The sequence below is a fragment of the Streptomyces sp. NPDC007189 genome, assembly GCF_040703635.1.
Taxonomy (GTDB): Bacteria; Actinomycetota; Actinomycetes; order Streptomycetales; family Streptomycetaceae; genus Streptomyces.
The window spans coordinates 159,506-171,393 of the sequence record NZ_JBEYEY010000019.1 but is presented as its reverse complement, the minus strand read 5'-3'; the positions used below and the strand labels follow the sequence as shown (position 1 = coordinate 171,393).

Annotated in this window: 11 protein-coding genes; 7 read left to right on the top strand and 4 right to left on the bottom strand. The window is 70.3% G+C overall.

Going from position 1 to position 11,888, the window contains the following annotated elements:
* Window positions 1-710: 710 nt before the first annotated feature.
* Together AB0950_RS32600 and AB0950_RS32595 are read right to left on the bottom strand one after the other, a co-directional pair.
* Window positions 711-1,010 (bottom strand): hypothetical protein, encoded by a 300-nt coding sequence (locus tag AB0950_RS32600; RefSeq protein ID WP_360161478.1) that lies wholly within the window; start codon window positions 1,008-1,010, stop codon window positions 711-713.
* 449 nt (window positions 1,011-1,459) lie between these two features.
* Window positions 1,460-1,621: a hypothetical protein gene (locus AB0950_RS32595; protein WP_360161476.1), complete on the bottom strand. Its 162-nt coding sequence runs from the start codon at window positions 1,619-1,621 to the stop codon at window positions 1,460-1,462.
* 854 nt (window positions 1,622-2,475) lie between these two features.
* On the opposite strand from AB0950_RS32595, the gene nhaA reads away from it, so the two are divergent.
* The 3 genes from nhaA to AB0950_RS32580 all read left to right on the top strand — a co-directional run bounded on the left by nhaA (window position 2,476) and on the right by AB0950_RS32580 (window position 6,601).
* A complete protein-coding gene (gene nhaA / locus AB0950_RS32590) occupies window positions 2,476-4,356 on the top strand; it encodes a Na+/H+ antiporter NhaA (RefSeq protein ID WP_366780033.1) in 1,881 nt (626 codons plus the stop codon).
* Window positions 4,357-5,199: 843 nt separating this feature from the next.
* Window positions 5,200-5,940: an alpha/beta hydrolase gene (locus AB0950_RS32585; RefSeq protein WP_366780032.1), complete on the top strand. Its 741-nt coding sequence runs from the start codon at window positions 5,200-5,202 to the stop codon at window positions 5,938-5,940.
* 223 nt (window positions 5,941-6,163) lie between these two features.
* Window positions 6,164-6,601, top strand: a complete 438-nt coding sequence (locus tag AB0950_RS32580) for a cupin domain-containing protein (RefSeq protein WP_360570011.1) — start codon at window positions 6,164-6,166, stop codon at window positions 6,599-6,601.
* Between the two features lie 446 nt (window positions 6,602-7,047).
* Here AB0950_RS32580 and AB0950_RS32575 read toward each other — a convergent pair whose 3' ends face one another.
* The gene (locus tag AB0950_RS32575) at window positions 7,048-7,326 is read right to left on the bottom strand and encodes a hypothetical protein (RefSeq protein WP_360161470.1); all 279 of its coding nucleotides are present in this window, start codon (window positions 7,324-7,326) and stop codon (window positions 7,048-7,050) included.
* 309 nt (window positions 7,327-7,635) lie between these two features.
* Between AB0950_RS32575 and AB0950_RS32570 the strand changes: the two genes are divergently transcribed.
* From AB0950_RS32570 to AB0950_RS32555, 4 genes are all read left to right on the top strand, one after another.
* Window positions 7,636-7,875: a hypothetical protein gene (locus AB0950_RS32570; protein WP_366780031.1), complete on the top strand. Its 240-nt coding sequence runs from the start codon at window positions 7,636-7,638 to the stop codon at window positions 7,873-7,875.
* Window positions 7,876-8,348: 473 nt separating this feature from the next.
* Window positions 8,349-9,023: a TetR/AcrR family transcriptional regulator gene (locus tag AB0950_RS32565; protein ID WP_366780030.1), complete on the top strand. Its 675-nt coding sequence runs from the start codon at window positions 8,349-8,351 to the stop codon at window positions 9,021-9,023.
* Window positions 9,024-9,085: 62 nt separating this feature from the next.
* Window positions 9,086-10,018, top strand: a complete 933-nt coding sequence (locus AB0950_RS32560; RefSeq protein ID WP_360161464.1) for an MBL fold metallo-hydrolase — start codon at window positions 9,086-9,088, stop codon at window positions 10,016-10,018.
* A 29-nt stretch (window positions 10,019-10,047) separates the two neighbouring features.
* Window positions 10,048-10,209 (top strand): hypothetical protein, encoded by a 162-nt coding sequence (locus AB0950_RS32555; protein ID WP_360161462.1) that lies wholly within the window; start codon window positions 10,048-10,050, stop codon window positions 10,207-10,209.
* 390 nt (window positions 10,210-10,599) lie between these two features.
* Here the strand turns inward: AB0950_RS32555 and AB0950_RS32550 are convergent, their stop codons facing one another.
* The gene (locus AB0950_RS32550; RefSeq protein ID WP_360161460.1) at window positions 10,600-11,814 is read right to left on the bottom strand and encodes a lanthionine synthetase LanC family protein; all 1,215 of its coding nucleotides are present in this window, start codon (window positions 11,812-11,814) and stop codon (window positions 10,600-10,602) included.
* Window positions 11,815-11,888: the final 74 nt, after the last annotated feature.

Here is an 11,888-nt window from a genome sequence, read left to right as displayed (position 1 = left end):
GCTTCAGTACCGCCACGACGTCCTCGACGGCTGCCTCACCGGCACCGGTCTCCGACGCCAGCCACCATGACGACATCACGCATTCAAGGTCAATAACTGATCCCTACGTTGTTCTGCGGGACGCGGTGAGCCCTTCGTATGGTTCACCCACCCAGGGGCGCCGAGTGTGGCTCTAACTGGTCTGCTGCTCGTCCAGGCGGTGGCAGGACGGTTGGCCGGGGCCGCGGATGTTGCTCAGCGGGCCCGTGCAGTCACACCCCGGCACCCGCCCACGCGGGCGCGCCCATGTGCCCCGCACATCCGCACTGACGTGCCCGGATCACGGGCTCAAGATCACGGGGGCCGCCCTCCGCCCCGCAAAGCGTCACTTCCCTGCACAACCCCCACACCCGGTGACCAGCGGTGCACACCCCCCGTGACCTGTGCATACGGGCCCGCTACACCCCCCTGTGCACACACCTACCGGCACACCGCTGCCCGCACACCTTCTGATCTAGGGAGATCGCGCGTCATTGTTGTTCAGGCGCCTACCCTGGGCACGCGGCGTGCCGTGCGCGTCTGGCGGGGGCGAATCGGGACACAGCCGTTTCGATCACGGGTGCCATCCGAGTCGGGTGCGCTCTTGCACTCCTGAGAATTTTCGGGGCCCCTCCCGATCCCCCGAAATCTTGCGCGCTATGCCGACCTGATGCGTAACCGGCCCGGATCCGTCAGGCTGCGTCGAAGTCCGACCGGGGCCGGACCTCCACGATGAAGTCCGCATCCTTCCTGTCGCCCTCTTCTTCGTGCCAGAGGAAGACCCGCACGTGCATCGCGTGGTGGAGGCCGGTCATCTCCCACTCGGTCATCAGGTCGGCGACGATGCGGCCGATGGCGTGCTTGGCGCCCTCGGCCGTGTCGGGCGCGGCGATCGTGCCGTGCCACCGATCCGGGTCACTGCCGTAGGGGCGCCAGCCCTCGGAGCCGTGCGGCTCGAACACCCGGTACACCCAGTCCGTATTGGTGTTCATATCACCGATCCTGCCACCGCAAGGAGCCTCATGCGCCGCATCGGATCGACGCCCGCCGCGCGCGGGCGTTCCTCGCTGCTGGCGCCGACGTCATTGACTCCCTCCTGATTGACGCCGTCCTGATGGCGCACAGCGGGCACACTTCCACCTCCGCCACCTGCTCGCCGAGGCACGCTGCCACCTCGTCCTCGTCCCATGTAGCTGCCGCCGTGAACCCGGCCCTGACGACAGGATCGAGGCCGCGCTCGACGCGCACTGCACCGACATCAGCGCGGCCATCGGCGAGCGCGGCGAGGAGCCGGACTAGCGTGGTACCCCCGCCGCACTGGGCGTCGAGGGCGTCGGCCGGGTGTCGCCGTCGGCCCCGGTGTCCAGGGGATCTCCGTCGGTGACCGTGTGGTGGCGCATGAGGCGCCTCACCGCATTGCAGGCCCGGGACGCACCGGGGCTCACCACAGGGCAACGTCTCTGATCACCAACGGAGGCGGCAGCACCGGCTCCCTGGCCATCCAGCCGGCGGCGGCCGCCGGCGTGGAGGTGACGGCAACAACTTGCCGTCCGCCGACGAGCGCCGCCGCAGCCTCGGAGCCGCCGAGGTCATCGATGACCACGACCCGGCATGGTCTGCGGGAGCACAAGGCGGGTCCGATGCGGCCCTGGCTGCCGCCCCCGCACGTCAGCGACCGCCTTGCCCCTCCCCGCGACCGAGGGCGACCGTGCTCTGTGACCTCCGACGCGCCCAACCCCGAGCGAGAGATCACCAGTACCCATCTCTGCGTACGACCCGATTCCGCGCAGCTCGCCCGACCCACAACCGACCTCGCGCAACGGCTGCTCCGTCTCACCTCCGAACCTCTGCCACCGACGGAGGGACCGGTCGCATTCGAGCGGGTGGCCACTGGCCGGACAGCAGGCCGAAAGCTGGGCTCATACCCTGAGCCACGCATGAGGGCAGCGCCACATGACTCCAGCCGCGTGGTTTCCGGTGAGGCAGGGGCGGGGCGTGCGGGATGGTGGCACCCCCGCCTGGGGAGACACCGGCCTGGACTGTGTGCGCAGCTCCGGCCCACCGCGGACCGTAGGACCGTCGTGGTGTCTCCCGGATACTCGGATACCCGGATACGGCCAGTCGACGGAGGCATCCCGCCGGGTGCGCGCGGCGCTGTCCGGCCCAGTGGAACTCCTGGAGCCGACGCCGTCTTCCCTCGTTCCCAGAGAGCTTTCCTCGTGGGCCGGCCGGCGTTGCCATCGGCACCTCGTGGCGGATGGGCCGGACGAGTGCGACGTACGGCGTATGACGGGTCGTGTGCTCCAGCGCCTGGACCTGGCCTACGAGGCCCCCGCGAACCTGGCCGTTGCCGCTGCCATGACCCACCAGCCCGCCTGCCTGCCGAACGCCCCACAGCCGACACACCGGCTCTCCGCCCGCAGGCCGATGGCCACGCCTCGAACGAGAATCTGCCCCATGTCCCGTGAACCAGACGCTTACACAGGCCAGACGCTGGGCGGCAGCGGATGGCGTTCCCCGCTGCGTGCCTTCTTGCGCACCGAGACCGGCGGCGCCGCCGTCCTGGTGGTCGCCGCGCTCGCCGCACTCGTCTGGGCGAACGCGGCACCCTCGGCATACACGTCGTTCTGGGACACCCGCCTGTCTGTCCGCTTCGGTACGTACGGGATCTCGCTCGGCCTGCGCGAGTGGGTCAACAGTGGCTTGATGACGCTCTTCTTCTTCGTCGTCGGTCTGGAGGCACGCCGCGAGTTCGACATGGGCGAACTGCGCGAGCGCAAGCGGCTCGCGCTGCCGCTTGTCGCGGGTCTCAGCGGCATGATCGTGCCCATCGCCCTGTACCTCGCCGTCAACGCCGGCCACGGCAGCGAGCAGGGCTGGGGTGCGGCGATGTCCACCGACACCGCGTTCGCCCTGGGCGTGCTGGCCGTCGCGGGCCGCGGCATGCCGCCCGGGCTGCGGGTCTTCATTCTCCTGCTGAGCGTGGTCGATGACTTCCTTTCCCTCTGCGTCATCGCCTTCGCCTACAGCGACCGCATCGCCGTGCCCGCACTCGTCGTGGCCATCGGCACCCTCGCACTCGTCCTGCTCGGCCTGCGACTCGGCGTACGCCACGGCAGCGTGTACGCGCTACTGGGCGTCGTCGCGTGGGTCGCCCTGCTCGAGTCGGGCGTGGACCCGGTCGTGATCGGTCTCGCCCTGGGGCTGCTCACCTACGCCTACCCTGCCTCGCGCGCCGACCTTGAACACGCGAGCGGACTGTTCCGGCTGTTCCGCGAGCAGCCCACCCCGGAACTGGAGCGGTCCGTCCGCGCCGGCATCGCCTCGGCGATCTCCCCCAACGACCGCCTGCAACGGATCTACCATCCCTGGACCAGCTACGCGGTGGTCCCGCTGTTCGCCCTCGCCAATGCCGGCATCGAGATCAGCAGCGACCAACTGGCACGAGCCTTCACCTCGCCCGTCACCCTGGGCATCCTCATCGCCTACGTCCTGGGCAAGCCGCTGGGCATCGTCGGGGCCTGTGCGCTCACCACGCTCGCCTCCCGCGGGCGGCTACGCCTCCCGGTCGGCTGGGGCGCGGCAACCGCCGGCGGTTCGCTGTGCGGGGTGGGGTTCACCGTTTCCCTGCTCATCGCGACCCTCGCCTTCCACGGTGCACGCCTCAACGAGGCCAAGCTCGGCATCCTCGCCACACTCGTCTGCTCCTTCCTGACAGCCCGGCTCGTCACCGCAGCGATCGGCCTCCTGCAGCCTTCGCTGCGGCTCCGGGCCCTGCTCGGGAAGGCGGAGACGATCGTCGACCTGGCCGTGCCCGTAGACCCCGACCACGATCACATCCGAGGGCCACACCACGCCGCTGTCACCGTCGTGGAGTACGGCGACTACGAATGCCCCTACTGCGGGCAGGCCGAGCCCGTGGTCCGTGAACTCCTCGCCGACTTCGGCGACTTGCGCTACGTATGGCGCCACCTTCCCCTCACCGACGTGCACATCCACGCCCAACTCGCCGCCGAGGCCTCCGAAGCAGCCGCACGCCAGGGCCGCTTCTGGGACATGCACGACCTCCTGCTCAGCCATCAACAAGCCCTCCGCGTCGAAGATCTGCACGCCCACGCGGTTGCCATCGGCCTGGACGCTGAGCGCTTCGAACGAGACATGCGCGCCCACGCCGGCGCGGCTCGCATCGCCGAGCACGTCGAGTCAGCCGACCTCAGCAGCGTGGCCGGCACCCCCACCTTCTTCATCAACGGCCGCAGACACCACGGCGCCTACGACCTGACCAGCCTGACCGCCGCCGTCCGCGCAGCCCGCGAACGCGCCTCCGTCACCGCCTGACGGACCACGGCAGAGGGGACTCGCCGTACGCCATCGGTCATGTGGCTCGCGCCGAGGCCCGGCCCGCGACTTGAGCGCTGAGTCCCTCACGTGTGCGGATCTTCGAAGGAGCCAACGCACCGCTGCCCCCGACCGACGCGAGACCTTACGGGAGGACATCGCCAGCACGTCCTCACCCACGATCCGGCATCGCGACCCACCAGTCCCGCCAGGGCGAACACACCACCGGCGAACCGGACCTGGCCAGGCGTTGTAGACGATCGGCAAGGTTCGGACGACCAGTTGAAGCAGCCGCTCCCGTCCCTGATCACTGAGGCGGCGGCGCTGTCCGCCGCCGGAGCCGGACTCCGCCGGTACGAAAGGGGTACGGCACTGATCGGGGCGGGGGCGGACGCGGCCGTCGACATCGTTCGCCATCTGCTTCCCCCTGCTCCGGCTGCCTGGTATCGGGTCGACCCATCGGATGGGCCGGTGCAGTTGCTCAGCGCGTAGTGACGTCAGGCGGGGCACGTCGGTGGGGGAGAGGCGGTGCGGTGCCAGCGCGGCCACGCCGCCACCGGCCGCGGGGGCCCCGGGTGCCTTTGTTCACGAGAACCGACAGCATCCGACACGCCAAGTAGCCCTGCGTAGGGTCTCCGTGGCATCGGACCATGGAGGCTCCGCAAAAACCGTTTGGCGGACCAGGGGCGACCGCTGCTAGATTTCCGGGGGCCGTGCGAGAGATCGAGGAGGTGGTACCCGTGAACGCAGTATCGACATGGGTGCTCCCCTCCGGGGTCACGGTCGGGCGATAGACAGGTCGTCCGGGAGCGCCGTTCCAGTGCACTCCCGAAAGGCACGACCATGCATTTCACTTCCGAGCAGCGCCTCGACGAAGGCGTCCTCGAACGCGAATTCACCCTCGGTGAGATCCCCGGCATCCTGTGGACACCCGCATCGGCATCCGCATCCGCACCGGCGCCGCTGATCCTGCTCGGCCACCCTCCCCTCGGGTTGCGCAAGATGTACCCCCGACTGGTGGCCCGGGCCCGGCACTCCGCGGCGGATGGCTTCGCCACGGCCACCATCGAGCTCCCCGGCAGCGGCGACCGGCCCCGTTGGCCCGCCGTCGAGCAGGCGCGCGCCGACCTGCGCCGGGCGATGCAGGCCGGCGAGCCGGTCAGTGACGAGATCGTCGACGCCCTCACCCTCCCGCTGGTCGAAAAGGCCGTCCCGGAATGGCAGGCCACCCTGGACGCCCTCCTTTCTCTGCCCGAGATCGGCGGCCCGGTCGGGTACTCGGGGGGAGTGATCTCCATCGGCATCCGGCTGGCGGCGGTCGAGCCGCGCATCTCGGCCGCTGTTCTGTTCGCCGGGAGTTTCGTGCCCCGCGCCATGCTCGAGGAAGCCCGGCGGATCACCATTCCACTGCACGTCCTGCTGCAGTGGGACGACGAAGGGAACGACCGGCAGGCGGCCCTGGACCTGTTCGACGCCTTCAACTCCAAGGAGAAGTCGCTGCACGCCAACATGGGCGGGCACAAGGGCGTCCCGCAGTTCGCGGGGGACGCCGCGGCCCGGTTCTTCGCCCGGCACCTGAAGTGAGGCCGGGCTGTCAGACCACCAGCAGACGGTGAGCCATGTTGGCCAGGTGCTCCTCATCGAGGGCCGGCACCGGCGTCCCTCTGATGCCGATCAATACCTGGAGACGATGCGGTCCGATGCCGCTGGCTCCCGGATTGTGGCGGCCGCCGACGGGAGGCAGGGTGATGTCGTGGTGGCCAACGCACGACCGGCCATTCCGGGCAGGCTTACGGAGGTGTGGTACATGTCCGCAAAGAACTCAGAGCACGGGAGCGTCCACGAGGTCTCCTTGCCGCCCGAAGTCAAGTTGCTGCAGGAGGTCACTCCGCCCTTCTTTCCCGAAGGTGGTTCGGGAATGACGATCCTCGTCGAGTGGCCTCCCGGTCACCCCGGGCTCCCTCCGCATCGCCACTCGGGCCCGTCCTTCGGCTACGTGATGGAGGGCGCGCTCCGGTTCGAGCTGGAGGGTGAGCCGGAGCGTGTGGTCGAGGCCGGTGGGACGTTCTGGGAACCAGGCGGTGACGTGATCCACTACCAGGACGGCAACGCCCTGTCGGACGCACCGACCACGTTCGTGGTGACCATGGTCTGCGCGCCGGGTCAGCCGATGCTCAAGCTGGTCGACGAGGAGGAGCTGAAGGAACGGGCGCACCTGCGCGCCCCGCGTCCCTCCGAAGGCTGACCCGCGAGACCGACAAGAGTGCGGAGTCCGGAACACACACGTCCTGCCACCCGGACCGACTCATGGTGACGCACAGGTGCGCCAACACCCGTGAAGAAGGGCGTACGCCCCGACCCAGACGGCCAGGGCGATGAGTAGTAGCCGGCCGGTGGTCCTACGGCTGGTCGGGCCGGACGGCCAGGACCCCACCCGTCTTCTCGTCGGTGAGGGTGACCCGCGGCTGCACCGTGGTGCCGGCGGATCCCATCCACCTGGTGAACCTGCTACGGGCTGTGGCCTCGCGCGCCCACCATCCGTGCTGCGCCGTCCGGCCGCCGATGGCCAGCAGCAGGTGATACGGCCTGCTTGCTCAGTCATGCCGGCCGGATGCCGCGCGGGCGGTGCCTCTCGTCAGCGGCGGCCGCCCGCCCCCTTTGGGCCAGGGGCGGGCGCGGGCAGTCAGTGGCTCAGCCGGCCTTCTGCCGTTCACGCAGCTCGTGGACGTTGCTGGCGGTGAGGGTGCCGTCTTGCTGCTCGTAGTGGGAGAGGGCGAGGCCGAGGCCGAAGAAGGTGGGTGCCCATTCGCCGACGAAGATGCCCCATCGGTCGGCTCGGTCGAGGCCCACCCCGGGTTCGGCTTTGAGGCTGCCGAACCAGGCGGCGATGCTGAAGCCGATGGAGGCCATGCCGGCGAGGTAGGCGTGTTCGCTGCGGATGCCCATTTCGTGCATCTTCTTGATGATCATTCGATGGGTCTCCGTTCTGTGTGGGGGGTTGATGGGCGGGTCCCCTACCGGCCTGCCGCTATGCGTCTATTTGCCCCTTTATGTCTGCTTCGTATCGTCTGTGCCGCCCATAGTCTGCTGCTCGGGGCTACTACGGGGGTCCCACATGGGCCGGGTCCGCTACCGCAAGGTGTGCGAGCTGGAGGGCCGTGAGGTCGACCAGTCCGAGAAACGGCAAGGGCTACGAGCTGCTCCATCGAGCCGATCAGGATTGCCGAGGGCTGCTACCTGCAACCGGCCGGCCAGGTCGCGGCGAAGCCGTGCAGGTTCTTGGTCGAGGCCCTCGGCCGCTCGACCAGGCTGGACGGCCCCGGCCTCGAGGACCGCTACACCGAGGCCATCGCGCGGATCGTCGAGGCCAGGCGCGATGAGGAGCCGCTCCCTGCGGCCCCGGAGCCCGAGCAGTCGGTCGCGGTGCTCGACCTGATGGCCGCGTTGCAGGAGTCGGTGTCGAGGGTGAAGGCCTCCCGCGGGGAGAGTCCGGGCCGGCCGAGGTGCACGAGCCGGTGAAGCCGAGGCAGGGGGCGACGGCGAAGAAGACGGCCGCCGCCAAGAAGACGGCGAGCCGCCGGCCACGCACCGCACAGGCGAGCAGACCGGCTGCCCCCGGGGCCGCCGTCAGGTAGCAGCCGGGCTTGCCACCGTCGCATGGGGACTGGCGTCGATCCCGGTTCGGCGTTCCGTGACCAAGGAAAGCCTTGCTTGTCGAGGCGCTGCGGAGGTTGCCGAGCACGGCTGGGTGGTGCTCGGCACGCTGCGCACCGAGCACCACAAAGGGGGTGGAAGCCGCGCCGCAGCGGGGCAGGGCCTGGTCGAACTGGCCGACGGGGAGATGTTCCCCTCGTCCAGGTCGGCCACAGCCGCCCCGATGCTCCGGTCGGCGCCAGTGTGCCGCACCTCTGGAACCGCAGCCCCAGGCGAATTGCAGGAGGCTAAATTTGACTGTACTGTAAAGTACAGACTTCGACTGAGGAAGGACCCGCATGGACACGGACCAACCGGGAGTCCGGCGGAAAGTACCTGGACGCCGTAGGTCAGCCTCTGACGAGAAGATCCTCGCGGCGGCGAAGGAGTTGTTCCTTGCCGATCGCTACGACGGCGTCAACCTGGAGCGGGTCGCCGAGCGTGCCGGCGTCTCGCGGCAGACCGTCTACAACCGCTTCGGATCGAAGGAGACCGTCTTCCGGGAGATGGTCCGTCAGCACTGGTCCGCATTCGCCGGTCCGGACCGGCGGACGGTCGGGTGCGACGCGGACGCGAGCCCGGAGGAGGTGTTGCTCGGGTTCGCCCGGTCGCTGGAGCGCTTCGCGGCCGAGACGGACCAGATCCGTTTCGCCCGGCTCGTGGTCGCCGAGTCCGCACGTCTGCCGTGGATCGCGGACGAGTTCTACCGGCTGGGGAAGGGGCCGGTGGTGGCGGCGTTCGTCGAGTGCCTGGAGAGCCTCGTCCGCAGCGGTCGCCTGCGATGCGCGGACACCTCCCTGGCGGCACGTCAGTTCATGGGACTGGTGCAGGAGTTCCTCGTGTGGCCGAGGGTCATGGCCTTCGAGGAGGAGACCACAGCCCAACCCGCCGCGGAAGTGGTGATCGAGGAGGCCGTGCGTACCTTCCTGGCCCGCTACGAACCTGCCCCCGACGATTCGCCGCGGCCCGACTGACCGCCGCCCGCCGCGCGACCTATCTGTATCCGGACCCGTCCTGCTCCCGCGGAGGACCCATCGTGCCCGCACCCAGCATTTCACTCGGCGACGTCGAGATCACGCGTGTCGTCGAGTGGTCCGGCCCCATCCGTACTGCCCGCTTCATCATCCCGGACAGCGACGAGGAAACCTGGCGGCGCAACCAGGAGTGGCTGGCGCCTGACTTCTGGACGCCCGCCGACGACGCCTACCGCTGCCACATCCAGACCTGGGTCCTGCGCAGCGAGGGCAGGACCATCCTGGTGGACACCGGGGTCGGCAACGACCGGGAGCGGCCGCAGGTGCCGCAGTTCGCCGGACTACGGACCGACTACCTCGCCCGCCTGCGCGAGGCCGGTGTCGAGCCCGAGGACGTCGACGTCGTCGTCAACACACACATCCACTACGACCACGTCGGCTGGAACACCGAGTTGCGTGACGGTGAATGGGTACCCACCTTCCCCAACGCCACGTACCTGATCCCCCGCGCCGACAACCTGTACTTCGACCCGGCAAGCCCCCGTCGCAGCCGGGCACCGCGCGACGAGCACGAGCGCCTCCGCTGGGAGGGCAGCAAGATCGTGTTCAACGACAGCATCGCCCCCATCCACCACGCCGGGCAGGCGGTGCTGTGGGAGGACACCCACCGCATCGACCGCAACCTGCTGCTGGAGGCCGCACCGGGCCACACCCCCGGTTCGTCCGTCCTCACCCTGCGCTCGGGCACCGAACGCGCCGTCTTCGTCGGGGACATGCTGCACAGCCCTGTACAAGTCCTCGAACCCGGCTGGAACAGCTGCTTCTGCGACGACCTCCAGCTCGCGGCCAAGACCCGCCGTGCCTACCTCTCCCGCGCTGCCGAGCTGCGCGAACTCATCATCCCGGCCCACTGGCCGGGGCACGGGGCCGCCGAAGTCCGGCGAGACGGCGACGGCTTCGCCCTCACCGCATGGGCCGCATTTCCGCGCGGCTGATTCCGGCTGATTGGGATGAGCAGTAGTCGATGAGTTCCAGCCTCGTCTACCTCGTCCTCTGTGAGCTCGCGCGTCTCGTCCATGACCTGATGATGCGGATCCGCCGAGGCCGGCTCAGGCGGCTTGTCGAGGCCGGCGGCGGTCAGGTCGTGGTCGCGCGCGAACCTGCTGCACTGTCAGCCGGGCATTGACGGCCTCCACCCCGAACACCCGGTGGACGCCTCCGGCATCGGCAGCACACTCACGGCTCCCGGGGTGCGGCACCAGTAGTGCTGAGGCCCGGAGGGAGGATCGGCCAGATCGACGCCGGCGACGAAAGTGGCCACGGTCGGTGGAGTCCCCCGGAAGCTGATGCCCGCCAGGTGCCGTACCGCACCGTCCGCGCCGTCCGCGCCGGCCAGATGACATCCTTCGTATGTCCTCCCACCGGCCGTTCCCCTGACCCGTCGGCATCCTGCTCATCCGCTGCCCGTCGGTGGTCCTCAGCAGCGTGAGCACCTCCAGCGTGTGCGGGTGCACGGCGATGGCCTTGGCCAGTCTGCTGGGGCCGCCGTCACGTTCAAAGACGCACCCCAGGCGCCTCAGCGCAGCCCGAGGCACGGCAGCCACGCCCGGGGCGCGCCGTGCGCCGTGGTCAGCAGGACGCACAACGGGCCCGCCGCTCCGCCGAGGAGCCCCATGCCCTCCGCGCCGAGCACGCGCACCTGGGGCAGGCGCTCCAGCAGGTGCGCGAGCAACCGTGCCTTCAGCGCGGCCGCGGCGGGCAGGCGGGCGTGGTGGTCGAAGGCGTCGGCCACCGCCAGCACCCCCGCCGCGCCGTGACACAGGGCCAGGACGTCGGACGGGCGGTCGCCGAAGAGGTGGAAGCTCTCGTCGTAGTGTTCGGCGAGTGTGGTGAAGGCCGCGCCGGCCCACGCGGCCGCGTCCCGGTCGCCCAGCGCGTCCGCCGCGTCCCACAGCGCCCAGGAGACCCCGGGCGTCCCGTAGCACCAGGCCTGACGGGCGCGCGGTGCCGTGGGCGGCGGGCCGTCGAGACCGGCCCCGTCCCAGGTGCGGATGGAGCGGGCGTCGTCGAAGGACTGGCGCATGAGCCATCCGGTCGCGTGACGCAGGGCGCGGGTCAGGTCGGGCCGGGGGCCTGTGTGGCGTACCGCGGCGGTCAGGGCGGCGACGACCCCGGCCACGCCGTGGCCCATGCCGGTATTGATCCGCCCGTCCAGCCAGCCAAGGTACGGATGTCCGGCATAGCCGGCGGTCCGCAGCCGCGGCAGGTCCTCGTCGTCGCAGAGCGCTGCCAGATGGCCCACGAACGGCGCGAGTTGCGCCGGTGTCGGGCGGTCGCCGGCGCACAGCGCGAGCAGCGTGCCGGCGGGCCCGACGATCAGGTCGTAGTCGGGAAGGGTCACATGGTCCAGGCGGCGGCCGCGCGGCGGCGCGGTGCCGAGCAGGCGGTCGCGCAGCCGGTCGGCGGCCAGGTGCAGTCTCGGGTGCAGCCGGGCGCCCAGGCGCAGGCCGACCAGGGTTCCGGCCAGGCCGCCGTCGTACAGGCCCGCGCGGCCTGGTCCCCGGCCGGCGGTGCGGGCCCACACGGCGACCGCGCGGGCCGCCGACCGGGCGGTGCCCGGCCCCCCGACAGCGTGCGCGAGGGCCGCCAGGGTGGGCACACCAGGATCGGACGGATGCTCGGCGGATGGGGCGCCGTCGCGCGGCCGGGCGGACCAGGCGTCGAGGACCTGGCCGACGAGGACGGGCACCGCGGTCCGGGCGCGCTCGCCGTTCTCGGTGCGCTGCGACATGGCATCTCCTCGGTGCGAAGGCGACGGCTACGGCCCGCGAGGGGAGCGGAAGACATAGGCGGTGGAAGCTACCG

Excerpts from the sequence above, each read along its gene's own strand:
- AB0950_RS32585 (WP_366780032.1), top strand. The coding sequence starts at position 5,200 with ATGCATTTCACTTCCGAGCAGCGCCTCGACGAAGGCGTCCTCGAACGC.
- AB0950_RS32550 (WP_360161460.1), bottom strand. The coding sequence starts at position 11,814 with ATGTCGCAGCGCACCGAGAACGGCGAGCGCGCCCGGACCGCGGTGCCC.
- AB0950_RS32575 (WP_360161470.1), bottom strand. The coding sequence starts at position 7,326 with ATGATCATCAAGAAGATGCACGAAATGGGCATCCGCAGCGAACACGCC.
- AB0950_RS32555 (WP_360161462.1), top strand. The coding sequence starts at position 10,048 with ATGAGTTCCAGCCTCGTCTACCTCGTCCTCTGTGAGCTCGCGCGTCTC.
- AB0950_RS32565 (WP_366780030.1), top strand. The coding sequence starts at position 8,349 with ATGGACACGGACCAACCGGGAGTCCGGCGGAAAGTACCTGGACGCCGT.
- nhaA (WP_366780033.1), top strand. The coding sequence starts at position 2,476 with ATGTCCCGTGAACCAGACGCTTACACAGGCCAGACGCTGGGCGGCAGC.
- AB0950_RS32600 (WP_360161478.1), bottom strand. The coding sequence starts at position 1,010 with ATGAACACCAATACGGACTGGGTGTACCGGGTGTTCGAGCCGCACGGC.
- AB0950_RS32580 (WP_360570011.1), top strand. The coding sequence starts at position 6,164 with ATGTCCGCAAAGAACTCAGAGCACGGGAGCGTCCACGAGGTCTCCTTG.